The organism is Niallia taxi, from assembly GCF_004005475.1.
Lineage (GTDB): Bacteria > Bacillota > Bacilli > Bacillales > Cytobacillaceae > Niallia > Niallia taxi.
This window is the reverse complement of record NZ_RZTZ01000001.1, coordinates 336972-360090: the sequence shown is the minus strand read 5'-3', so window position 1 is coordinate 360090 and position 23119 is coordinate 336972. Positions and strand designations below refer to the sequence as shown.

Sequence of the window (23119 nt, the reverse complement as noted above, 5' to 3'; positions counted from 1 at the left end):
GCAGAAAAAAAGCACTTTAAAAAAAGCGCATTAGAATGATTTAGTAGCCATATTCCCAATCTATGTCGTCTTTTAGAAGAACCATTTCCCCACAAGCATATACTTCTTCGTTCTGTTTTGCGTCTGTAATGTTCTCTATGATGATGATAGATGCATCCTCATTAAATAAAATGGCAGTACCGTTCATAATTGTAACCCCCTTCTATATTCGCTATAAAACTCTTTATAGAATATTTTATTCACTAATAGGAAAACCGATTTGATTTTAGAGCAATGTTCACAAAGATGATACATTTAATGCTCCTGAATAGGAGGAAGAAAATGAAGGCTATTACAGTTTTTTTACATAAAAAGGGTTGTTTACTCACTTTGCAGCAGATATGATGGAAAAGGAGGGGAGAATTTCCAAAAATGTATAGAGTATGAAAACTGTTGGTTGAAAACAAAGGATCTCCGTCTGCAAGTAAATGTTGAAACAAATTTTTTTGAAACGAAGGAGGTCAATTAGCTTTATGGAACAATCAAAAACACAATCACAGAAATTGCGTGGTACAGCACTATATTTTTCCTTGCCAATACTCGCTTGGGCCCTATATGATGCGGCAAACACAATATTCTCTTCCAATATTAATACGATATTTTTCCCATTATATTTACAAGAAATCATCGGAACAAATAAAGTTCAAGAACAAATAGCTAGTACTGTAATTACGTATTCCAATGCAGTAGCAAGCTTTTTGTTGGTTTTATTTTCGCCATTATTTGGCGTTTTAATGGATAGAACCGGCAGGAAAAAGAAATATATTATTATATTCACCATTCTTACTGTTCTTGGTACCATTCTAATGGGAGTTGTCGGGGGGATAACCTTCGAGGATTCTATAATGGGTATTCCAATGTCATTATTTTTCGTCATATTATTATTTGTTTTTGCTAAGTTTGCCTATCATTCTAGTCTTGTGTTTTATGATGCGATGATTTCTGATTTAGGCACGAAAGAGCAAATGCCACTTATTTCGGGATTTGGTGTAGCTGTTGGCTATATGGGAACATTAATTGGCCTTGCCGTCTACTTGTTTGTCGGTGACGGTGATTTCTATCGCTCCTTTATCCCAACAGGGGTGTTGTTTCTATTATTGTCTTTACCGCTTTTCTTTATCATTAAGGACACTCCAAAACAGACTGCCGAAAAGCAATCCTTTCTTTCTGGCTATAAGGAAATATTTGAAACGTTTAAACAGGCTCGAAAATACCGTGAAATTTTCACATTCATGATTGCTTATTTCTTTTTAAATGATGCGGTCGCAACGACCATCGCAGTAATGGCTGTTTATGCAAATACAGTAGTCGGTATTTCGACAGGAAAGTTTATCATTCTATATTTGGTCTCCACCTTATCAAGCATTATCGGATCGTTTATTTTCGGCTATATTGCTAAGAAAATAGGTGCTTACAAATCAATCCGAATTGTAGGGATTCTTCTTGTAGTGGCATTGATTATCGCAGCAGTTGCATGGAACGAATTACAGTTTTGGGTTGCAGGAAGCATGTTTGGTATTGCGCTTGGAAGTATGTGGGTTACATCAAGAGCTTATATTGTTGAAATTACGCCAGAAGAAAAACGTGGCCAATTCTTTGGATTATTTGCCTTCTCAGGTAAGGTTTCATCAATTGTTGGACCACTCTTATATGGAAGCATTACCTTTATCTTTGCTGATTTAGGCAATACTGCAAGCAGAATGGCATTAGGCTCACTGATTATCTTAACAGTCATCGGCCTAATCATTCATGGGAAGGTGCAAAAGAGTACTAATTAAATATTTTCCTTTAGAATGACCTAAACTATCATGAGAATAGTTTGGGTTTTTCATTGTTGTTTTAAAGAGTGATGATGCTTTTGGTAAAAGGATTGAAAATATTTCAAGCACAGTCTTCACAGTATCAGAAAACAGCCGATATAAAGAAGGATTCAAGGCAAACACAGATAAAAACTTTTGCCAATTATAAAATAATTGATTAAGTTTACACTTAATAGCAACGATATAACGTATAGGAAGATTATGCTCAAGTAGGAAGGACGAGAATGATGAACAAAGATAAAGGCATTTTGTTAGAAACAGGTACTAATGAATTAGAAATCGTCGAATTTGGGGTAGGTAAAAATAAATTTGGGATTAATGTTATCAAGGTAAAAGAAATCATTAACCCAGTACCGATTACAACTATTCCCCATGCCCATCCTAATGTAGAGGGCATCATGGAGCTGAGAGGAGAGGTTCTGCCTGTAGTCAACTTGGCAAATGCTCTTGGTTTACCGCCTTCAGAGGAGCCAGAGAAAGATAAGTTTATTGTTTCTGAGTTTAATAAAACAAAAATTATCTTTCATGTACATAATGTCTCCCAGATACATCGTATCTCATGGGAAGACATTGAAAAGCCATCTGAAATGTACCAAGGAGCTGAAAGCCAAATCATTGGTGTTATTAAGCTGAACGGGGAAATGATTTTGTTGCTTGATTTTGAACGTATTGTTGTAGACATTAACCCAGATTCAGGCATTAATGTGCAGCAAGTGAAAAGATTAGGTGCTCGTGAAAGAAGCAATAAACAGCTTATCGTTGTTGAGGATTCACCATTATTAAGAAAACTGCTGGAGGATACGCTGTCAGAGGCAGGATATGATAAGGTGCAATTCTTTGAAAACGGCCGAGAAGCATACGATTATTTAGAAGGAATTAATGATTCAGGCAAAAGCGTAGAAGATATTGTCCAGCTTGTTATTACAGATATAGAAATGCCGCAAATGGATGGCCATCATTTAACAAGAAAAATCAAAGAGGATGCGAACCTGGGACAATTGCCGGTTATCATTTTCTCCTCGTTAATTACAGAAGATTTAAGACATAAAGGAAAACGAGTTGGAGCAAACGCTCAAGTCAGCAAACCAGAAATCGCTGAATTGATCCTGCTTGTTGATGAGCATATTCTTTAAAAACAAAAAAGTCTGCACGAAACGGATAATCCGGGTCCATGCAGACTTTTTTTATTTATCATAGATAAAAACAGGCTGAGTACTCCTGCATAATTATTTAGTAGTTTTCACCGAGCTTTTTAAAAACAGGCTTCACATAACGTTTGTTTTGAGGTTTGTTTTGATCCGGCTTGTCTTCTTTTAATCCAGTATAGGCAATGAGCAGTTTTTTTGCCTGATTAAGGGAAATGGTCGATTTCGGATTCCTGACATTTTGGTTTAAGGAGCCAAGATGGGGCAGTTCTTCAAAATCTTTTTTTGTTGGAGGTAGGTGGAAGGTATATTCTCCACATTGTACCAATATATCAGATTGCTGCTGACTGTTTCTTGGATTGCCTGAAAAATGAAGTCCGATTTTTTTTGCTTTACCTTCAATCAGCAGTTTTTGCAGGCTAGCTTGTTTTAGCTTGTAAAGAAACTTTGGATCTGTTGCTGTTTTAGCATGGCGATTAACTACTGAAATGGACTGTGAGAGGTTGTCAATCGTTGGGTTCAATTGCGGCATTTTTGACGGATGCTTGTGCATAATCTTTGAACTCCTTTCTAGTAGAGTATGAATACAAGCTATTATACTATTTTTCCAAAAGAAAAGAAATCCTTTCTAAAATCAATAGTGAATAATTGACAGTTTATTTTTATAAGGAGAATATAAACATTAGTCTTTATGCGCCGATATTTATACTAAGAAAAATTAGATAAAGCATCTTGTATAAATAAGTCGTAAATAAAATAGTTTTAGTATTCAATTATATTAACCGTTAAGCTTTTATTTTATACCTTAGAGGATAATTAACAGTTAGTAGCAGTGAGAGAAGTAGAATAAGGATGATACAAATGAATGGATTATATGAGATCCTAAATGATGAAAATCATAAAAATATCAACAGTCAAATTGAGAGAATCATATTTGAAATCATTTTTAAGCATATAAATGATATGGTTTACATTATGAAGGCAGAGCCTGGACCGCTTTTTACTTATGTTTTTGCAAATGAGGCTGCATATGCGCATGCGAAACTCGCGCCAAACTATATTGGAAAATCCTTGCAGGAGGTTCTTTCACCAAGTTTAGCCGAGGCTCTTCAAGAAGAATATGGTATTGTTTATGACGCCAAAGCAATGCGTGTTTTTTCTGATGAAGTCATCTTGCCAGAAGGAATCAAGCGTTACGGGGAGTCTGTTTTGACACCTATTTTGGATACAGACGGGTCTGTGAAATTTATTGTGTCTGTGACAAGAGATGTAACAAAGCTACAGGAAGAAAAACAGAGGCTCATTGAGAGAGAACAGCAAATTCGCTCCATTGTCGACAACAACCTTGATGCCATTCTAGGAATCGATTTAATTGGTTCCATCTATACGGTGAACCCAGCCGGGGAAAAGCTGACAGGATACACGTTAGAAAAGATTCTAAACAGGTCCATTTTTGAATTAATTGATGAAGACAGCCTCCCATACTTTAAGGATCAAATTAGAAAATGCCGGTTGACACATTTGTCCCAGTCGATTGACAGTGTGTTAAAAATGAAGAATGGTCATGTCCTTAATCTCCATATTAAAATTATTCCTATCCTTGTAAATAATAGTGCACAAGGAATGTATATCATCTTAAGAGATATGTCAGAGAAAAAAGAAACAGCAGAAAAAATCAGATACATGGCTTTCCATGATCAGCTCACAGGACTGTATAACAGAAGGGCGTTGTTGGAAGATTTAAATATGGAAATAAAGAAAGCGAAAGAAAATGGAACAGAAATTGCACTGCTGACAATTGACCTAGACAGGTTCAAATATATTAATGACACATTTGGTCATATAGTAGGCGACCAAATATTGATAAAGGTTGCAGACCGGCTGTTAGAATTTAATAATGGGGATTGTCATGTGTATAGGCAAGGCGGGGATGAATTCATTATTATTCTTGCTAACATCACGAGGCAAAAGGCAACCTCTTTCGCTCAAGCAATCCTGTCAAGATTTGCAAGCTCCTTTTACTTGGATTCACAGGAATACTATATTACCCCAAGCATAGGCATAGGTATGTATCCGAATGATGGGAAGGATGAAGGCACGCTCATCAAAAATGCAGATGAAGCATTATTCAGAGTGAAGGAAAGAGGCAAAGCTCACTATCAATTTTATCGGTCTGATATGAATATTACCTTAACAAACATTGTAACAATGGAGACAAATTTACGGAAAGCTGTACAAAACGAAGAGCTGACCTTATATTATCAGCCTCAAATCGACTTAAAGGACATGACAATTAAGAGTGTAGAAGCACTGCTCAGATGGGAATGCCCTACATTAGGTTTCATTTCTCCTGGAGAATTTATTCCCCTTGCAGAGGATACAGGCCTTATTATTCCAATTGGAAACTGGGTCATTGAAACAGCATGCAAGCAAATCAGCAGCTGGCTGAAGGCTTTTGGCAATGGCATCCGCATTGCAGTCAATATTTCTCCCAAACAATTCGAACAACCTAACTTTGTCGATATCATTAAGTCAGCGATCATAAATAATGATATACCGGCAAACTTGCTTGAAATCGAAATAACAGAAGGCGCCATGCATAATTCAAAGGAGGCAATTCCTGTATTAAGGAAATTGAAGGAGCTTGGTGTAATCATATCTGTTGATGATTTTGGGACGGGGTATTCTTCGTTAAGCTATATAAAGCAATTTCCAATCGATATTTTAAAAATTGATCAATCATTTGTCAGAGATGTATTGGAAAATGTTAAGGATGCAGCGATTATTACAACCATCATTCACTTAGGAAAAAACCTGGGGATGGACGTTATTGCCGAAGGAGTAGAATGTCAGGAGCAGGCAGATATTCTGATAGCAGCAAATTGCCATAAGGCACAAGGCTTTTACTATTCCAGACCACTTCCAGCTAGTGAAGTGGAGAAGTTTTTATTGTCCCGCACAAACGTTGGAAATAGGAATGAAAGTGCGGATAATGGAATAAATTAAAGGAAAGGGTATGAAGAATTCAGCCCTTCCCCAACTGAAATTGCCATCCTTAGATGATTTCCAAGGATGGCAACATTTATCTATAGCTGACAGCACGATTTTTTAACGCTGCCCATGATTTAATAAAACGCGCTTTATTTACCTTCACATTTTTTCTTCCTGACAGCGGATCATTGAGATAAACATAATTTTTGTCGAAGCCAACTAGTACAACAGCATGAAGGTCAAGTGGTGTTTTAATGGTTCTTCCTTTATGCTCCCAAGATTCCCATCTGTCTGGCAGCCTATAGTCACCAGTGGTCCAAACTACAACAGGAAAACCATCAGATACATGCTTTTCAACAGCGGAGAAAGAAAGATTGGTTAAATTAACGGCCCTCTCAGGCAAATAATGATTCACTAAATCTTCAATTGGTTGATCAAAAACAGCATAGCCGCTTCTTCGACCTGTCATATCTCCAACAAACCCGACTGCCGGGTCACCCCAGCTAATAATATCTCCATTTTTTTTGACAAGAGGGTCAGAATCCTTGGCTACTTTTTTGTATAAATCCATTTTTGTGACCTTTACACCTGCATATTGCAGCACCATAGCCAAACTGGTGACCTCACAACCATACTTTAAGTCTGGATTCTGCTTAATTAATGGTACATTAAGCCTGATAGACCTGCCCGTTTGAGGAGAGGCTACAGGCGTTGCTTGAGCACCTTCAGCGGATGCAATGGAAGCAATATCGAACCTGGTTTCTGGCTCCAAGGATGTTATCAGAAGCACCATCAGAAAAAACAATTTGAAATGACTCATAGGCAACCTACTTTCGATTGCCGACTCCTATAAACATTAGGATATGAGTTTTCAGGTTGTTTATGAGGACAGATCATTTCCAATAAAGGTGAATTATCGTGATTATAGGCTAAATATTCAAAAAAATATGCTGTTACATGTCTATTCAAGGGAAAAAGCACCACATTGTATGGTATAATAAGTCATTATTTATGGGGAGGCTGATCAAAATATGGACGCATTAGATATTTTGACAGATCTAGAAAATGTCATCCCTTATTTCCAAGCTATTTTTAGTGCTGATGAACATAAAGTAATTGGATATGAAGTATTAGGAAGATATAACGGGATAAATGGGATAGAAAGCTTAGGTCCGTTTTTTTTAGATGAGTCAATACCAGAAGAATATAAAAATGAAGTAGACAAGGCAGTATTGACAAAGGCATTGGATAAAGCGACAGAGGTTAAAGGAGATTTCCTGCTTTTCATCAATCGCGATGCTGATCTCCTTATGTATGATGATGGGGAGGAATTTCTGCAAATGCTTATGTCGTACGAAGAACGGGGCATGGATTTAAAGCGGATTGTACTTGAAATATCAGAACGGAACTATACTGGTCAATCACAACATCTTGATCATTTACTTGTTTATTACCGTACATTTGGCATAAAGATTGCTATTGATAAAATGGGAAGTGAAAGCAGCTATATTGATCGAATTGGGGAATTAGCTCCAGATATTATGAAAATCGATCTTTTAGCGCTTCGTTCCACATCAACTTCCCATATGTATCAAAATGTTCTTTATTCTCTGTCCATGCTTGCCAGAAAAATAGGCGCAAACCTCTTGTTTGAAAATATTGAAATGGTACACCAGCTTCAATTTGCTTGGAAAAATGGCGGTCGATTTTATCAAGGGTTTTACTTGCACCATCCTGGAGAATATTTTATTGACCCAGCAATCCGTAAAAGCCAATTAGGTGCCGAATTTCATGAATTTATCTCATATGAAAAGAAAAAGCTGACATCTATTCTTCAGTTAACAGCAAAATTTCAAATTAAGCTAAACGAATTATTGCAGAAGTACCGTAAATACAGCAGCTATGAAGAACTGTTGAAGTGCCTGTCAAATGAACTGACAGATGTTGCCTTTCGAATGTATGTATGTGATGAAGACGGCTTTCAAAAATCAGCAAATATCTTTTATGACAACAACATTTGGGTTCTGCAGGATGAATATGTAAATAAAAACTGGAGCTGGCGCCCGTATTTCCTAGAAAATATCATCAGGATGCAAAATGAAAAAAAAGGCATCCTGTCCGATTTATACAGCGACATTGAAACAGGCGGAACCGTTAGGACATTTTCCTATCCTCTTGATGCTAATGAGTTTCTTTTTATCGATCTTTCCTATAACTTCCTCGATAAAATGGAAGTATTGCTTAATTAAGACCCTATATTAGGGTCTTTTTTTATGTTTAACGTTATATTGCCTTGTTTTGGGGTATACGTCTTATAAGAGAGAATTTTGTCAAACCAGTTCGGAATTTTACGAACGAAAATAGGAATACAGCGAAGTAATTATTGTTATCATTAACATAGAGAAAGGGGAGACGGCAAATGAAAAAGACGATGATCAGTATTTTTGTTTTAGTACTAGCCCTTGCATTTGCACATCCATCACTAGCGAAGGAAAAGGAAGAATTGTCAACAAGAGGAGAAGTCCTGCAATTTTTGGAAGATGCATTTAAAGCCCAAGTATCATTAAGTGAAAGGTATAGAGAAATGGAAGAAGTAAACTCCATACTAACACCCTATTTTTCTAATAAGTATAAGGACAGTTTTCTTGAAGCTAACCTCGTGACGGAGAATGGCAAATTTATTACATACGGCAGTGATTTTGCTCCATACTATATTCCATTTTTTCAGTTTTCAGAAAAAACAGAAATAGATATTCAGCAAGATCAAATTTATGTATACGAATATTTTGAAGCTCCAGAGGACGGCCCTTTATACTATGAGGATCATTATGAAGGACTTCTTTTGGAGAAAACAAATGACAAATGGAAGGTATCAAGCCAGCTTACAAATGAGGAAATAGTTGATTATCTAAAAGAGGAAAAAGAAAATGACAGCAAGCATCAAAACGGTGTGCTGTCATTGCTGAATATAAATTGGGGAAAAGAGATTTTTGCTGAAATCCAGATTTCTCTCAGCACTCCCTTTGCAAAATATTAATTTTAACATTCTTAGCAGAGGTATTTGCTCTTAAAAGCCAAGAACCTCCTGAAGTTTATCATGGTCAAAGCCAGCGATTACTGTTTCGCCAATGATGAAAGTAGGAGTAGAATAGCATTGATATTTTTGCACAAGTTCTTTTCTTGCACGAGCATCTTTTTGGATATCCCTTAAGTCCAGTTCAAATCCTTTTTCCTTTAAAAATGTTTTCGCATATTCACATGGCGGACAATCCGGCTGCGTATACATTGTGATTTTTTTCAAAAAAACGGCCTCCATCTATGTGTTGATATATTGTTTTATCATAGCATATTATATGGTCATAAAAAAAAAGATTTGCTCATTCTTCAATTTTACTTGGACAAACACCCCGCAATATTTTATTCTGTTATTATTGGCATTTACACAAAGCAAGAAAGCTTGCTTTAATTTAAAGGGAAAGTGTATAGAAACATGCTAATAGTTAAACCTATAAAGTATATGGGTTTGTTTGAAAGGAGAGAGAGCATGTCACAGCTTCAAGGCATATTAACACGTTTGAAAAATTTACAAGAACAATCAACAGGGGGAGAACCTTCCCAACGTTTTTTTGAGGTGAACGGCGAAAGAAAATGCCAAGTTACATTCCATCCAAAAACAGAAACATACGAGTTGGAAGTATACAACGATAAAGAAAAGCCAAAAAGATATCAATTCGACAATATTGATATGATTACAATTGAAATTTTTGACCTTATTCAATAATTACAAAAAAGGAGCCGTATTTATACGGCTCTTTTTTGTGTTATTAACCGTGCATAATTGCGCAGTAATGCAACAGTCTAATACAGAGAACGTTTGAAGGGAGCTGAAAATCACATGCAAATTACAGTGACTTGTCCAGAATGCCAACAGCAGGAATCATTAGAAAATGTCCTTACAGCACAGTCCAATCAGAATGTTATCTACACTTGTCCAAATTGTGGCTACAATCAGCGTAACATTGAAACGAGCAAGGGTTAAATGAGCAAATGGCCGAAAATTATGGTAAGATAGTGGAGTAGAAAATAAACTATTGAGGAGTTTTCGGCTATGACCAGCATACACAACGGAGAATTTTTAGACATTACAGTGAAAGAATTAATGATTCCTTCTGAACGTGTTGCCCATGTGCAAGTTGGTAATAATTTAGAGCATGCTCTTTTAGTGTTGACGAAAAGCGGCTATTCTTCCATACCTGTACTAGATCCTTCCTATAAGCTCCATGGCTTGCTCAGCACGCCCATTATTATGGAAAGTATCCTCGGGCTAGAGCGCATTGAATTTGAAAAATTAGATAGTATTAAAGTAGAAACTATTATGAATACGATTGTCCCTAGGGCAAATACAAATACTGCATTGAAAGACATGATGGAAATGTTAACTGATAATCCCTTTATCTGCCTTGAGGATGATGAAGGATTTTTTGATGGTATTTTGACTCGAAGGTCTGTCCTAAAAAGACTAAATACATTTTTGGAAATATAGACTTTGTGCAAGCTTCGATTCTTCAGGCTTCCCTAGTGTTATTCCCCTATAAGGCATATCTGCATTATCCATCGACTTACAAATCGTTTTCCGCAAGCCAATATCTGCATGAACAAAGAGAGGTACTTTATGTCAACAATATCTGAGCTGCAATTGTTAAAGGTTTTAGCCCAAGAAATGAATATGAGAAAAGCGGCAGAAAAACTGTTTGTATCTCAGCCAGCCCTCTCCCAGCGTTTGCAGAACATTGAGAAGGAATGGGGAGCCAAGCTGTTTATCAGGTCACAACGAGGGCTTTCATTGACAGCAGCCGGGGAGCTTGTGGCACAATTTGCAGTTGACACGATCAGCAATGAAGAAAAGGTGAAAGAAGCGATTCACGCATTAAGAGGCGAGGTTCATGGGACATTAAGTATTGCTGCAGCCAGTATTGTCGGTCAGAATTGGCTGCCAGGGGTGCTAAAGGAATTTATTAAAAGCTACCCAAGGGCGAAAGTATCCTTAATAACTGGCTGGAGCAGTGAAATATTGAAATCAATGGCTGATGGCAGCATACACCTTGGAATAATCAGAGGAGGATCTGATTGGAAAGGTGCTAAAAAGCACTTGTTCGATGATCCTCTCTATTTAGTGGACAGTAAGATTTCAAGCCTTGATCAGCTGATGGATACAGACAGACCATTTATACAATTTAAAAGCGATTCCAGCTATTATGAGGAAATTCAAGAATGGTGGCACAGACAATTTCCTGCTCCTCCTAAAAATACCATTTACGTTGATCAAATCGAAACATGCAAGCAATTAACCTTTAATGGAATTGGCTATAGTATTTTGCCTGGCATTGCACTTCAGGAGGCAAATGAAAACCTCTTTCAAGTCCCTCTACAAGATGAACGGGATACTCCGATTTACCGAAGTACATGGCTTATTGGTTATGAGGCTGCATTTCAGCTGAAGCAAGTGCAGGCGTTTCTTGATATTATCGACGAATATGTGGCAGGGGAGAATAGTTGTGAAAAGAAACAGGGTTTTTAGACCCTTGATTTGCTAGCATAGCTTCAAGGTGGGTTGTTGTTTTTTGCTTGTCTTCTATGCTTTTGTTTGGTAAAGTAATGCTTAGTGTTATATATACATATTGGAGGTAAACAAGATGAAAATGATGGATGCAAATGAAATTATTTCATTTATTGCAAATAGTACAAAATCAACACCTGTAAAGGTATACGTTAAAGGTAGCTTATCTGAAGTTAACTTCGGTGAAAAAATTCAATCTTTTGTTAGCGGAGATGCTGGTGTTGTATTTGGCGAATGGTCTGATATTAGTGAAGTGATTGAAGCTAATAAAGAAAAATTCACTGATTATGTAGTGGAAAATGATCGCAGAAACTCAGCTATCCCTCTATTAGATATGAAGAACATCAAAGCTCGTATCGAGCCAGGTGCAATTATTCGTGACCAAGTGGAAATTGGTGACAATGCCGTTATCATGATGGGTGCTGTTATTAATATCGGTGCAAGCATCGGCGAAGGTACAATGATCGATATGGGTGCTATTCTTGGTGGACGAGCTACTGTTGGTAAAAACAGCCATGTAGGTGCAGGAGCAGTCCTTGCAGGTGTTATCGAGCCACCTTCTGCTAAACCAGTTATCGTGGAAGACGATGTTCTTATCGGTGCAAATGCAGTTGTTGTTGAAGGTGTTACTGTTGGTAAAGGTGCTGTTGTTGCGGCAGGTGCCATCGTGCTTGAAGATGTTCCGGCAAACACATTGGTTGCAGGTGCTCCAGCACGTATTATCAAAGAAATTGATGAAAAGACAAAATCTAAAACAGAAATTATGCAAGAGCTTCGTAAATTATAATACAGACAAAAGCGTGGGAACTCACTTCCGCGCTTTTCTCTTTAATAGGGTTTTTTAAGTCGAACTAATACCTATAAGCTGGAGGAGAAAAGGGTGGCAAAAACCGATTATATACAAATTAGACGAGAATTGCACCAAATTCCTGAACTAGGGTTTCAAGAATATAAAACACAGGCCTATCTGTTAAACTATATTCGTTCATTACCTAGTGACCGTATTGAAATTAAACAATGGAAAACAGGGATTTTTGTTAAGGTGCTTGGAAGGAAACCTGTCAGACTTATCGGCTATCGAGCAGATATTGACGGGCTTCCAATTAAAGAAGAGACAGGATTGCCGTTCTCCTCAAATCATGAAAAGGAAATGCATGCTTGCGGTCATGATTTTCATATGACAATTGCCCTCGGTGTATTAACTAATATCGTGGAAAATCCAATTGATGATGATATGCTTTTTGTGTTCCAGCCGGCAGAAGAAGGACCAGGCGGTGCGGAACCAATGTTGAAAAGTGAGATCATGCAGGAATGGAAGCCAGATATTATTATCGCTCTCCATGTAGCACCTGAATATCCTGTTGGGACAATCGCAGTGAAGCCTGGCTTGCTTTTTGCCAACACGTCGGAACTATTCATCGACCTGAAAGGTAAAGGTGGACATGCTGCTTATCCGCACCAAACGAATGATATGGTTGTGGCCGCATGTAATTTAGTAGCCCAGCTCCAAACCATTGTTTCAAGAAATATCGATCCTCTAGACAGTGCCGTTGTAACGATTGGGAAAATAACTGGTGGTACTGTTCAAAATGTAATTGCAGAAACAGCAAGATTGGAAGGAACAATGCGTACACTTTCAGCTGAATCTATGACAAAGGTCAAGGATAGGGTAAAAGCTCTTGTCAAAGGAATAGAGGCTGGATATGAATGTGAATGTACGATTGATTTCGGCAGTGGTTATTATCAGGTTTATAATGAAGAAGCAATTACTGCAGAATTTATGAACTTTATTCGAAGCGAAACAAATATCGAGCTAATTGAATGTAAGGAAGCGATGACAGGAGAAGACTTTGGCTATATGCTAAAGGAAATTCCAGGATTTATGTTTTGGCTTGGTGTCAATTCTCCTTACGGTCTGCATCACAGCAAGCTGAATCCAGATGAAGAAGCATTAGAGACAGCTATTAATATGATTACTTCTTATTTACAATTTAAAGGGAATAAGGAGTAATTCATAAGAAAAACCATCCTCATGACTGTCTGACATTAACAGACTGAGGATGGTTTTATTTGTCTATTTAGTGCCTTTCTCCAATGCAAGAGTTGCTGGTGACGGCAGCTTGATTTCTTTTTGGTCAATAGTTTCCTGCATTCTTTGACGGATCAGCCTTTCGATACCCCATTGCTCATTGTTAAGTGTTTTCGTAATGATGCGGATGGTCAGACTAGTGCTTGCAAAGGACTGAATGCCAATCACATTTGGACCGTCTGTGATAACATTGCTTTCCTCCCGAATTTTGTCGCACTCTTCCTGAAATGTTTGCAAAACCTGTGGGATGTTATTGTCATTAGAAATGATGACATCCACAAGTGCTTGCATGTCTCCGCGGGAATGGTTGCTCAATGTTTTAATTTCTCTGTTTGGAATGAAATGCAGGGTCCCATCTGCTGAGCGCAGCTGTGTCGTTCGTAGTCCTACCTGCTCAACTGTTCCTGAGAAGGTGCTAGTTGTAATGGAATCCCCAACATCCAGCTGTTTTTCTAGTAGCAGAAAAAATCCTGTTACAATATCACTTACAAGACCTTGTGCCCCAAATCCGACAGCGAGACCAACTATTCCAGCCCCAGCAAGGATAGCGGTAGCATCAATACCAAAAGTTTGGAGGACCGTGACAGCCAAAATAAAAATAAGAAGATAAGAAAGAATATTTTTGGTTAAACTTTCTAAAGTATAGGCACGTCCAGATGAAATGGCATGTTTTTTCGTATATGTCTCAAAAAGCTTTGAAATAAATACGACACTAATTTTTTTAATAATAAAATAGATACAAAAAATCAGCAGGAGCTTTAGCAGAATTAATCCTACACTTACAAGCAAGCCTGCATAATTGAAGTTTTCAAAATAATTTTGAATATCAGAAACACTGTTCATTTACTGCACGTCCTTTATTTATGTAATCCGAGTTAAAAGCTTTTTAACTTATTCCCTAATATAGCACAGATAAACGTATAAAGAGATACTCAGTTGGCAATACAAGTATTTTCCCCAATAGTGATTAAAAATATTATTAATAATCATTAGCTAATTGAAGTTATTATTATGTAGCGTTGACGACAAAATATATAATAACTATAATAGGGAATATAAGACAAATGCAGGATTTAACTTGATGTATTCTCAATTAAATCATTTTTCGGGAGGTAATTGGTAATGCCAGAACGGATGGTAGGCAAGCAAGCACCTAAATTTGAGATGGAAGCAGTTTTACCAAATAAAGAATTTGGTATAGTTAGCCTGGAAGAAAATATGAAAAATGATAAATGGTCCGTATTATTCTTTTATCCAATGGACTTCACATCTGTTTGTCCGACAGAAATTATCTCCTTGTCAGACCGCTATGATGAATTTGAAGACCTTGATGCGGAGGTTATTGGTGTTTCTACAGACACCATTCACACCCATTTAGCATGGATTAAAACAAATCGTAAAGAAAACGGTCTAGGTGAATTAAATTATCCTCTTGCAGCAGATACAAACCATGTAGTATCAAGAGAATATGGTGTTCTGATTGAAGAGGAAGGAATTGCACTTCGAGGTCTGTTTGTTATCAGCCCGCAAGGTGAATTAATGTATTCCGTTATTAATCATAACAATATTGGTCGCGACGTTGATGAAACATTGCGAGTTCTTCAAGCACTTCAAACTGGTGGCCTTTGTCCTGCTAACTGGAAGCCAGGCCAAGCTACATTATAATGTGCAGCCAAGAGGAACCTGACTAGTGAATCTTTAATGTGATGGAAATAATGGGGGTTAAAAAATGAAATTGCGTGAGCAAATGCCTGAATTGACAGGAGCAACAGCGTGGCTGAACGGAGAAGTAGCAAAAACCGACCTGCTTGGTGAAAAACCAACCTTAATTCATTTCTGGTCTATTAGTTGCTACCTATGTAAAGAATCTATGCCGCAAATTAATATTTTTAGAGATGAATACAGTGAGAAGCTGAATTTTATGGCGGTACATATGCCTAGATCAGAAGCAGATTTGAACGATGATAAGATAAAAGCGACTGCTGAAGAGCTTGGAATTACCCAGCCAATTTTTGTTGACGGTGAGCATAAATTGACAGAAGCATTCGAAAACGAATATGTGCCAGCATATTATGTTTTTGATAAGACAGGTCAGCTGAGACATTATCAAGCTGGCGGAAGCGGAATAAAGCTGCTTGAAAAGCGGGTTAATAGAGTGCTTGATGATCAAGCAAATCCTGCTGAAAAAGAATAATAGCAAGCTTGATAATGCGGTTAGAGACAATCTCAAATAGGAGGTTGTTTTTTTATGTTTAAATAAATTCAGCATCCCTATATACGGAGGTACTAAATGATGCAGTAAATAAAAATAACTATTATTTCGAAAAATTTCTAAAATTATCTTCCAAAAACTGTAGATTAATATTTCGAAAACCGTTATATTAATAGTGCAACTTTTTTTGCTTTTAACTTATCTCTGGGGTGCAATGATGTAGGTAGAGGGGGAGCAAGGTCTTGGAAACATTTCAAAAGTTAAAGTCTTACTATTTACCATTTAAGAAGTATTTTATTATTTCGATTCTCTTTTTGATTGTCGTAACAGGTATTACGGTTGTTTATCCGATCATACTGCAGCTCACAATTGATGAAGTTGTTTTAAAAGGTGAATATGGATGGATACCGTATTTGTCTATCGGCTTTATTGCTGTCATGATTGTTAAAGGGATTGCGACTTACATTTACCAATATACAGGTGATATGTTTGGCATCAGCTCTGTCTATCTATTACGAAATGGACTTTACAAAAAGCTACAGTATCTGCCGTTTTCTTATTATGATAATGCAAAAACAGGCGATCTGATGTCAAGGCTTACTGCAGATGTCGAAGGGTTTCGGTTTTTTTTATCTGCAGGGTTTTCTGAACTAATCCGGTTTGTGCTGTTGATTGCTGTCAGCTTTGTTGTTATGTTGAATTACTCTGTTTCATTGACATTGGTCACACTTGTGACGATTCCTTTTTTAGCTGTCGTTACATATAAGTTTGACAAAGCTGTCCATCCAGCATTCAGAGGAATAAGAAAGTCCTTTGGAATTCTTAATACGAAGGTGCAAGAAAATATCAGTGGTATTAATACAGTGAAATCTCTATCAAGAGAGGATTTCGAAGTTGGAAAGTTTAATAAAGCAAACGGAGACTATAAAGATCAATATTTATTTACATCAAGTATATGGTCTAAGTACTTTCCGTTAATGGAGTTTTTAGGAAATGTAAGCGTTTTGCTTTTAATTGCCTATGGTGGGTATTTGGTGATCAATGACAGTCTGCAGCCAGGTGAACTTGTTGCATTTTATAGCTTGCTTGGCTATATTATGTGGCCAATCATGAACTTAGGCTTCGTCGTCAATCAATTCTCGCAGGCTAAGGCTTCTGGAGAAAGACTGTTGGAGATTTTAGAAAAGGATTATTTGATTGCAGATAAGTTAGGTGCTAAACATGCAGAGAAGCTTGAGGGAGAAGTAGAGTTTTGTAATGTAAGCCTTAAATATGCAACAAAAGAGGGCTTTGCACTTAATGAAATTAGTTTTAGTGCACAACCAGGCAAGACCATTGGTTTGATCGGCGGTACTGGATCTGGAAAAACTAGTATAACACAGCTGCTGACAAGATTTTACGAAGCATCAGACGGTGTTGTGCTTATTGACGGACATAATGTAGAGGAATATGAAATTGAATCACTTCGCGGCAATATCGGATTAGTGTCACAGGAATCGTTTTTATTTTCCTCCTCTATAAAAAGCAATATAGCTTATGGCAAGCCTGAAAGTACGATGGAGGAAATTGTCCATGCCGCAAAGCTTGCTCAAGCACATGATTTTATTATGGAGCTGCCAGATGGGTATGACACAATGCTTGGTGAACGAGGCTTAGGGCTGTCTGGAGGCCAAAAGCAAAGGATTGCTATTGCTCGAGCTATTTGTATTAACCCAAGTATTCTTATTCTTGATGATGCCACAAGTGCTGTAGATATGCAGACAGAATTCACCATTCAAAAGGAATTACATGCAATCATGGAAAATAAAACCACGTTTATCATTGCCCATCGTATTTCATCTATTAAACATGCTGATGAAATACTAGTACTAGATGACGGGCATATCGTGGAAAGAGGCCGCCATGCGGAGCTGATTACTCAACATGGTCCTTACCGGAGAATTTACGATATTCAGTTCAAAGATCAGAAAAAGATAATAAATGCATAAGGAACAGGGGGGATAGAATGAGTAACCAAAAAACGGATAGCAAGGAAGCCCTAATTTTAAATAGGTTTAAATACACGACAGAAGAGGTAATTGAGAAACCGTTTAACTGGAAGCAAATGTGGCGTTTACTTAGCTATATGAAACCATATCAAAAGAATCTGTTGCCATTGTCGATTATCACGGTCCTTATTACGACAGCAGTTAGGCTTATTATTCCAATATTAATTGGTGTTTACGTATTAGATCAAGCGATCATTAATAAGGATGGAGGTCAGCTCACACTATTGGTGTTGCTGATAGGGGCAATGTATGCGGCATCCTATGCAGCAAACTTCTATCGTATTAAATGGATGAATACATTAGGTCAAAATGTGATTTACGATTTGCGTAAGCATCTTTTTACACATGTTCAAAAGCTGTCACACCGTTTTTTTGATGAACGGTCTGCAGGATCAATCCTAGTTAGAATATTAAATGATATTAATTCCCTGCAAGAGCTGTTTACAAATGGTGTTATTAACTTATTAATGGATATTATCCTGCTGATTGGCATATTTGTTATTCTCCTTTCCTTAAGCCCTGAATTAGCATTAGCTGTATTAGTAATTATCCCAGTGATGTTCTTTATCTCAACAGCATTAAGGCGGAAAATCAGGAAATCGTGGCAGTTAGTGAGACTGAAGCAATCAAAGCTTAACTCCCATCTAAATGAAAGCATTCAAGGAATAAGAGTTACACAGGCTTCTACACAGGAAAAGCCAAATATGATGTTTTTTAATGGGCTAAACAAAGAGAATTTTGATAGCTGGCAGAATGCGTCCAAACAAAATGCCATGTTCCGCCCATTTGTGGAAATAACAAATGCTATCGGAACAGCCGTGCTAATTTGGTATGGTGCTTACTTAATTCAGCATGGTATGACGATTGGAGTTTTTGTTTCCTTTGCCTTTTATTTAGGCATGTTTTGGGAACCAATTTCAAGGCTTGGTATGGTGTATAACCAGCTGCTGATGGGGATGGCATCATCAGAGCGGATTTTTGAGTTTTTAGATGAAAAACCTAATGTATCAGAAATAGATAATCCCGTTATTGTTGATGAAATGAAGGGGCAGGTCTGCTTTAAAGGCGTTGAGTTCGCTTATACAAGCAAACGTAAGGCTTTAAACGGAGTCGATTTGACTATAGGAGCTGGAGAGACGGTTGCACTTGTTGGTCATACTGGTTCTGGAAAAACAACGATTGCTAATTTAATAAGCCGTTTTTATGATCCGACTAAAGGAGAAATTACGGTAGACGGAATGGAAATAAAAAATATTTCGTTGCAGTCATTACGTAAGCAAATTAGTATCGTTCTTCAGGATACATTTATTTTTTCTGGTACTATAATGGAGAATATTCGTTTTGGCAGACCGGATGCAACGGATGAGGAAGTAATTGCTTCGGCAAAAGCGATTGGTGCACATACCTTTATTGAGGCACTTCCAAACAAGTATCTGACAGAGGTAGAAGAGCGGGGGAATATTCTATCTGTTGGGCAAAGACAGCTATTATCCTTTTCGAGAGCGTTATTGGCAAATCCGCGCATATTGATTTTAGATGAAGCGACAGCAAGTATTGATACAGAGACAGAACTTAAGATTCAAGAAGCATTACGAACGCTGCTTAAGGGCAGGACTGCAATCATGATTGCACACAGGCTATCAACGATAAGAGATGCTGATAAGATAGTTGTTTTAGACCATGGCAGTATAATGGAGGAAGGGTCACATGAACAATTAATGGAGCAAAAGGGTATTTATTATCACTTGGTAGAAGCACAGTTTAAAATGCTTAATGCTGTATAGCTTTATAAAACACTGTCTTGTTTGTTAAGATGGTGTTTTTTGTTTCTTTTTCTAGTATTAGTCTTGCTGGCAAATTGCGAGCTATTCCTTTATTATTATAAAATAAGGTAATAACACTTGGAGGAAATACATGAAGAAGGAATTTGCAGTAATCGGTCTTGGCCGTTTTGGCGGTAGCATATGTAAAGAATTGATGGAACTAGGCATGGAAGTGATGGTCATTGACAAAAATGAGGAGCGTGTCAATGAGTATGCTAATATTGTGTCACATGCAGTTGTGGGAAACTCAGTGGATGAAAATGTGCTCAAGAGTCTCGGAATAAGGAACTTTGAGCATGTTATTGTGGCAATAGGTGATGATATTCAAGCGAGCATTTTAACGACACTGATTCTAAAAGAAATGGGTGTAAATAATATAACTGTTAAGGCACAAAATGATTATCATGAGAAAGTGCTGAAAAAAATCGGCGCAGATTCCATTATCCACCCTGAAAGGGATATGGGAAAAAGAATTGCCCACAATATCGTTTCAAATAACGTTCTTGACTATCTGGAGCTTTCTGATGAGCATAGTATTGTCGAAATCAAAGCAAGCAGCCGTTTAGCAGGGCGTACAATGGTCGATTTAGACATACGGGCAAGGTATGGAATAACAATTGTGGCCATCAAAAGAGAAAATGATATTATTGTTTCGCCGCAAGCGAATGAGCCGATTGAACAGAATGATATCCTGATTGTTATAGGTGCGGATTCTGATATTAATCGATTTGAAAAGAAAGTGATGTCATAAAGAAAAGGCTCAGCAGCTGCTGAGCCTTTTTTGTTGTTTATTAAACTTCCATGATGATAGGAAGTATCATCGGTCTTCTTTTTGTTTTTTCATATAAGAACGGAGAAAGTGTGTCGATAATCTCATTCTTAATTTCAGACCATTGTGTAGTTTTACGCTCCATAACCTTGTTCAGATGTTTATTAATTAATGATTGGGCATCATTGATTAAATCACCTGATTCGCGCATATACACAAATCCTCTTGAGATAAGGTCAGGTCCAGCAGAAATCTTAAAGTCCTTCATGTTGATGCTGACAACAACAACAACAAGTCCTTCTTCTGACAAGATGCGACGGTCGCGTAATACAATATTGCCGATATCGCCAATTCCGCTGCCGTCAATATAAACGGAACCAGAAGGGATTTTTCCTGCAACTTGAGCTGTATCACTCGATAGAGCTAATACTTCGCCATTGTCCATAATAAAGCAATTTTCTTCTTCCACACCGCAATCAATTGCTGTTTGTGTATGGATTTTTTGCATTCTGAATTCACCGTGAATAGGCATGAAGAATTTTGGCTTAATTAATCGGAGCATAAGCTTTTGCTCTTGCTGTCCGCCGTGACCAGATGTATGAATATTATTCAAAGGTCCGTGAATAACCTCAGCACCAGCGCGGTAAAGCTGATTAATTGTTTTATTAACACTTAATGTATTACCAGGAATCGGTGAAGACGAGAAGACAACTGTATCTCCAGGGATAATTTGAATTTGGCGATGTGTGCCGTTTGCAATTCTGGACATTGCTGCCATCGGTTCTCCTTGGCTTCCTGTACAAAGAATCGTTACTTGATTTGCAGGTAAACGATTAATTTGATGTGGTTCAATAAACGTTTCTTTCGGTGCTTTAATAAATCCAAGCTCCAGTCCAATATTAATGGCAGCTTCCATGCTTCGTCCAAATACGGCAACCTTACGTCCGAATTCTACGGCAGCATCTGTAACTTGCTGAAGTCTGTATATATTAGAAGCGAAAGTAGCGAAAATAAGACGTCCGTCCGCTTTTCTGAAAATATCTTGGATGCTTTCACCGACTTTTCGTTCAGACATAGTGAAGTTAGGCACTTCACTGTTTGTGCTGTCAGAAAGCAGACAAAGCACTCCTTCTTTTCCGATCTCCGCCATCTTCGTCAAGTTCGCAGGCTCGCCAACAGGTGTGAAGTCAAATTTAAAATCTCCTGTATGAACAATTTGGCCTGGAGGAGTCTTGACAACAATACCGTAGGAATCAGGAATACTATGTGTTGTTTTAAAGAAGGAAACAGATGTTTTTCTAAATTTAATGACATCATCTTCTTTAATTTCATGCATAGTTGTTTGTCTTAACAATCCGTGTTCTTCTAGCTTGTTGCGCACAAGCGCAAGTGCAAGCTTTCCGCCATATAAAGGGATATTTACTTGTCTTAACAGGTAAGGAATGCCTCCGATATGGTCTTCATGTCCGTGTGTGATAAATAAACCTTTAATTTTATCTGCATTTTTTACTAGGAAACTATAATCAGGTATCACATAATCGATACCAAGGAGCTCGTCCTCCGGAAACTTGATCCCTGCATCGATTAAAATGATCTCATCTTGGAATTGCACACCGTATGTGTTTTTTCCGATTTCCCCTAGTCCGCCTAGAGCAAATACAGCTGTTTGATCGTTTTTAACAAATTTCATTATTCAATCTCCAATACTCTAAAATCTTCATTTTGTTTTTCGTAATCTAAAAATGCTCCATCTACAGGGCATACAAATTCAATATTATAAGGTTTTTCCCCTAGTTTAGTCCGGACATCTCTTTCTGATACGCCTTCTACGTAGATTGTTTTTGTTTTTTCTCTTACTGGTACCTCTGTTTTTAATTCTTGGTAGTAAACTTTGTAGACCATGTGAATCGCTCCTTAAAAATAGTATCTAATTTATATTATATAAAAAATTAACATGTTTTTCATGTATTTCTATATAGAAATCGCTTTATTGTAAAGATATGTAAGCTAATTGTGATGAAAATAAGGATTTAATGCAAGTGCTCCTAAATCCAGATAATCGTATAATAGCATACTTATTCCAAAAATAATAAGTTTTGGAGGGGGTATACGGAACACTTTTCTAAAATAAACAAAAGGCCCAACCCTCTGGCAATCTACATGCACATAGATACCCTAAAAAGGCATTTTATATGCGTGTTGGCAAAATGAGGTCAGACCCTAATGGAACAATCGGTTATGTTTTAAGCAATTGTTTTTTTACGCAACAAATCTTTCCACTGTATACGAAGCTTTTGACGAAGCTTTTTTAACATAGTGGATCATCTCCTTACTTCCTATTTTAAACCATTCTTGTACAAAGTAAAGCTTTCCTTTGATTATATGGTGTATTTTGTCCGGAAACGAGAAAATTATGTCATTTGGGAGATATAAAGGAGGAAAATTCAATTGTACTTATACTGTTAGTATATGTGACACTAGCAATGTTTCTTACATATAATAGAAGTTTTAGAAAAATAGGCGAGCAGTGGATGCAAGCAAATTAACGTTCTGTCACGAAGCTGTA

Annotated in this window: 23 protein-coding genes; 16 read left to right on the top strand and 7 right to left on the bottom strand. The window is 37.4% G+C overall.

Annotation, left to right across the window (positions count from 1 at the left end; all coding sequences use genetic code 11):
- Positions 1 to 40 precede the first annotated feature (40 nt).
- Positions 41 to 187 carry a hypothetical protein gene (locus EM808_RS28440; protein WP_164849548.1) on the bottom strand — a complete coding sequence of 49 codons (147 nt, stop codon included), beginning with the start codon at positions 185 to 187 and terminating at the stop codon, positions 41 to 43.
- Positions 188 to 512: 325 nt separating this feature from the next.
- Here EM808_RS28440 and EM808_RS01885 point away from each other — a divergent pair, with 325 nt between their 5' ends.
- Together EM808_RS01885 and EM808_RS01880 are read left to right on the top strand one after the other, a co-directional pair.
- Positions 513 to 1817, top strand: a complete 1305-nt coding sequence (locus EM808_RS01885) for an MFS transporter (RefSeq protein WP_127734999.1) — start codon at positions 513 to 515, stop codon at positions 1815 to 1817.
- A 269-nt stretch (positions 1818 to 2086) separates the two neighbouring features.
- Positions 2087 to 2992: a chemotaxis protein gene (locus EM808_RS01880; RefSeq protein WP_127736653.1), complete on the top strand. Its 906-nt coding sequence runs from the start codon at positions 2087 to 2089 to the stop codon at positions 2990 to 2992.
- A gap of 97 nt (positions 2993 to 3089) precedes the next feature.
- Here the strand turns inward: EM808_RS01880 and EM808_RS01875 are convergent, their stop codons facing one another.
- Positions 3090 to 3557 (bottom strand): YkyB family protein, encoded by a 468-nt coding sequence (locus EM808_RS01875; protein WP_127734997.1) that lies wholly within the window; start codon positions 3555 to 3557, stop codon positions 3090 to 3092.
- A gap of 308 nt (positions 3558 to 3865) precedes the next feature.
- On the opposite strand from EM808_RS01875, the gene EM808_RS01870 reads away from it, so the two are divergent.
- Positions 3866 to 6010 (top strand): putative bifunctional diguanylate cyclase/phosphodiesterase, encoded by a 2145-nt coding sequence (locus EM808_RS01870; RefSeq protein WP_191965135.1) that lies wholly within the window; start codon positions 3866 to 3868, stop codon positions 6008 to 6010.
- A 76-nt stretch (positions 6011 to 6086) separates the two neighbouring features.
- On the opposite strand, the gene EM808_RS01865 is transcribed toward EM808_RS01870, so the two are convergent.
- Positions 6087 to 6815 (bottom strand): C39 family peptidase, encoded by a 729-nt coding sequence (locus tag EM808_RS01865; protein WP_127734994.1) that lies wholly within the window; start codon positions 6813 to 6815, stop codon positions 6087 to 6089.
- Positions 6816 to 7026: 211 nt separating this feature from the next.
- Between EM808_RS01865 and EM808_RS01860 the strand changes: the two genes are divergently transcribed.
- Entirely contained in the window at positions 7027 to 8244 is a 1218-nt protein-coding gene (locus EM808_RS01860) for an EAL domain-containing protein (protein WP_127734990.1), read from the top strand.
- 170 nt (positions 8245 to 8414) lie between these two features.
- Complete coding sequence (locus tag EM808_RS01855) at positions 8415 to 9032, top strand: DUF3993 domain-containing protein (RefSeq protein WP_127734987.1); 618 nt, start codon at positions 8415 to 8417, stop codon at positions 9030 to 9032.
- Between the two features lie 30 nt (positions 9033 to 9062).
- Here EM808_RS01855 and EM808_RS01850 read toward each other — a convergent pair whose 3' ends face one another.
- Positions 9063 to 9296: a glutaredoxin family protein gene (locus EM808_RS01850; protein ID WP_127734985.1), complete on the bottom strand. Its 234-nt coding sequence runs from the start codon at positions 9294 to 9296 to the stop codon at positions 9063 to 9065.
- Positions 9297 to 9539: 243 nt separating this feature from the next.
- Here EM808_RS01850 and EM808_RS01845 point away from each other — a divergent pair, with 243 nt between their 5' ends.
- The 6 genes from EM808_RS01845 to EM808_RS01825 all read left to right on the top strand — a co-directional run bounded on the left by EM808_RS01845 (position 9540) and on the right by EM808_RS01825 (position 13623).
- Entirely contained in the window at positions 9540 to 9776 is a 237-nt protein-coding gene (locus EM808_RS01845) for a YkuJ family protein (RefSeq protein ID WP_127734982.1), read from the top strand.
- 114 nt (positions 9777 to 9890) lie between these two features.
- Positions 9891 to 10034 (top strand): hypothetical protein, encoded by a 144-nt coding sequence (locus EM808_RS28435; protein ID WP_164849547.1) that lies wholly within the window; start codon positions 9891 to 9893, stop codon positions 10032 to 10034.
- A gap of 69 nt (positions 10035 to 10103) precedes the next feature.
- Positions 10104 to 10538 (top strand): cyclic-di-AMP-binding protein CbpB, encoded by a 435-nt coding sequence (gene cbpB / locus EM808_RS01840; protein ID WP_127734979.1) that lies wholly within the window; start codon positions 10104 to 10106, stop codon positions 10536 to 10538.
- Between the two features lie 129 nt (positions 10539 to 10667).
- A complete protein-coding gene (locus tag EM808_RS01835) occupies positions 10668 to 11573 on the top strand; it encodes a LysR family transcriptional regulator (RefSeq protein ID WP_127734976.1) in 906 nt (301 codons plus the stop codon).
- Positions 11574 to 11688: 115 nt separating this feature from the next.
- The gene (dapD, locus tag EM808_RS01830; protein ID WP_127734973.1) at positions 11689 to 12399 is read left to right on the top strand and encodes a 2,3,4,5-tetrahydropyridine-2,6-dicarboxylate N-acetyltransferase; all 711 of its coding nucleotides are present in this window, start codon (positions 11689 to 11691) and stop codon (positions 12397 to 12399) included.
- Positions 12400 to 12492: 93 nt separating this feature from the next.
- Complete coding sequence (locus tag EM808_RS01825; RefSeq protein WP_127734970.1) at positions 12493 to 13623, top strand: N-acetyldiaminopimelate deacetylase; 1131 nt, start codon at positions 12493 to 12495, stop codon at positions 13621 to 13623.
- A gap of 63 nt (positions 13624 to 13686) precedes the next feature.
- On the opposite strand, the gene EM808_RS01820 is transcribed toward EM808_RS01825, so the two are convergent.
- A complete protein-coding gene (locus EM808_RS01820; protein ID WP_127734966.1) occupies positions 13687 to 14544 on the bottom strand; it encodes a mechanosensitive ion channel family protein in 858 nt (285 codons plus the stop codon).
- 279 nt (positions 14545 to 14823) lie between these two features.
- Between EM808_RS01820 and EM808_RS01815 the strand changes: the two genes are divergently transcribed.
- The 5 genes from EM808_RS01815 (at position 14824) to EM808_RS01795 (ending at position 20535) form a co-directional block, all read left to right on the top strand.
- Positions 14824 to 15366: a peroxiredoxin gene (locus EM808_RS01815; RefSeq protein ID WP_127734963.1), complete on the top strand. Its 543-nt coding sequence runs from the start codon at positions 14824 to 14826 to the stop codon at positions 15364 to 15366.
- Positions 15367 to 15430: 64 nt separating this feature from the next.
- Positions 15431 to 15895, top strand: a complete 465-nt coding sequence (locus EM808_RS01810) for a TlpA disulfide reductase family protein (RefSeq protein ID WP_127734960.1) — start codon at positions 15431 to 15433, stop codon at positions 15893 to 15895.
- Between the two features lie 260 nt (positions 15896 to 16155).
- Entirely contained in the window at positions 16156 to 17901 is a 1746-nt protein-coding gene (locus EM808_RS01805; protein WP_127734957.1) for an ABC transporter ATP-binding protein, read from the top strand.
- Between the two features lie 17 nt (positions 17902 to 17918).
- Positions 17919 to 19745: an ABC transporter ATP-binding protein gene (locus EM808_RS01800; protein WP_127734954.1), complete on the top strand. Its 1827-nt coding sequence runs from the start codon at positions 17919 to 17921 to the stop codon at positions 19743 to 19745.
- 130 nt (positions 19746 to 19875) lie between these two features.
- Positions 19876 to 20535 carry a potassium channel family protein gene (locus EM808_RS01795; RefSeq protein ID WP_127734951.1) on the top strand — a complete coding sequence of 220 codons (660 nt, stop codon included), beginning with the start codon at positions 19876 to 19878 and terminating at the stop codon, positions 20533 to 20535.
- 40 nt (positions 20536 to 20575) lie between these two features.
- On the opposite strand, the gene rnjA is transcribed toward EM808_RS01795, so the two are convergent.
- Positions 20576 to 22243 (bottom strand): ribonuclease J1, encoded by a 1668-nt coding sequence (rnjA, locus tag EM808_RS01790; RefSeq protein WP_127734948.1) that lies wholly within the window; start codon positions 22241 to 22243, stop codon positions 20576 to 20578.
- The gene (locus EM808_RS01785) at positions 22243 to 22455 is read right to left on the bottom strand and encodes a DNA-dependent RNA polymerase subunit epsilon (RefSeq protein WP_127734944.1); all 213 of its coding nucleotides are present in this window, start codon (positions 22453 to 22455) and stop codon (positions 22243 to 22245) included. Before EM808_RS01785 ends, rnjA begins: the two co-directional genes overlap by 1 nt.
- Positions 22456 to 23119: the final 664 nt, after the last annotated feature.

What these genes read in the sequence shown, in the direction of transcription:
- EM808_RS28440 (WP_164849548.1), bottom strand. Translation starts at nt 187, where the DNA reads ATGAACGGTACTGCCATTTTATTTAATGAGGATGCATCTATCATCATC.
- EM808_RS01885 (WP_127734999.1), top strand. Translation starts at nt 513, where the DNA reads ATGGAACAATCAAAAACACAATCACAGAAATTGCGTGGTACAGCACTA.
- EM808_RS01880 (WP_127736653.1), top strand. Translation starts at nt 2,087, where the DNA reads ATGAACAAAGATAAAGGCATTTTGTTAGAAACAGGTACTAATGAATTA.
- EM808_RS01875 (WP_127734997.1), bottom strand. Translation starts at nt 3,557, where the DNA reads ATGCACAAGCATCCGTCAAAAATGCCGCAATTGAACCCAACGATTGAC.
- EM808_RS01870 (WP_191965135.1), top strand. Translation starts at nt 3,866, where the DNA reads ATGAATGGATTATATGAGATCCTAAATGATGAAAATCATAAAAATATC.
- EM808_RS01865 (WP_127734994.1), bottom strand. Translation starts at nt 6,815, where the DNA reads ATGAGTCATTTCAAATTGTTTTTTCTGATGGTGCTTCTGATAACATCC.
- EM808_RS01860 (WP_127734990.1), top strand. Translation starts at nt 7,027, where the DNA reads ATGGACGCATTAGATATTTTGACAGATCTAGAAAATGTCATCCCTTAT.
- EM808_RS01855 (WP_127734987.1), top strand. Translation starts at nt 8,415, where the DNA reads ATGAAAAAGACGATGATCAGTATTTTTGTTTTAGTACTAGCCCTTGCA.
- EM808_RS01845 (WP_127734982.1), top strand. Translation starts at nt 9,540, where the DNA reads ATGTCACAGCTTCAAGGCATATTAACACGTTTGAAAAATTTACAAGAA.
- EM808_RS28435 (WP_164849547.1), top strand. Translation starts at nt 9,891, where the DNA reads ATGCAAATTACAGTGACTTGTCCAGAATGCCAACAGCAGGAATCATTA.
- cbpB (WP_127734979.1), top strand. Translation starts at nt 10,104, where the DNA reads ATGACCAGCATACACAACGGAGAATTTTTAGACATTACAGTGAAAGAA.
- EM808_RS01835 (WP_127734976.1), top strand. Translation starts at nt 10,668, where the DNA reads ATGTCAACAATATCTGAGCTGCAATTGTTAAAGGTTTTAGCCCAAGAA.
- dapD (WP_127734973.1), top strand. Translation starts at nt 11,689, where the DNA reads ATGAAAATGATGGATGCAAATGAAATTATTTCATTTATTGCAAATAGT.
- EM808_RS01820 (WP_127734966.1), bottom strand. Translation starts at nt 14,544, where the DNA reads ATGAACAGTGTTTCTGATATTCAAAATTATTTTGAAAACTTCAATTAT.
- EM808_RS01815 (WP_127734963.1), top strand. Translation starts at nt 14,824, where the DNA reads ATGCCAGAACGGATGGTAGGCAAGCAAGCACCTAAATTTGAGATGGAA.
- EM808_RS01810 (WP_127734960.1), top strand. Translation starts at nt 15,431, where the DNA reads ATGAAATTGCGTGAGCAAATGCCTGAATTGACAGGAGCAACAGCGTGG.
- EM808_RS01800 (WP_127734954.1), top strand. Translation starts at nt 17,919, where the DNA reads ATGAGTAACCAAAAAACGGATAGCAAGGAAGCCCTAATTTTAAATAGG.
- EM808_RS01795 (WP_127734951.1), top strand. Translation starts at nt 19,876, where the DNA reads ATGAAGAAGGAATTTGCAGTAATCGGTCTTGGCCGTTTTGGCGGTAGC.
- rnjA (WP_127734948.1), bottom strand. Translation starts at nt 22,243, where the DNA reads ATGAAATTTGTTAAAAACGATCAAACAGCTGTATTTGCTCTAGGCGGA.
- EM808_RS01785 (WP_127734944.1), bottom strand. Translation starts at nt 22,455, where the DNA reads ATGGTCTACAAAGTTTACTACCAAGAATTAAAAACAGAGGTACCAGTA.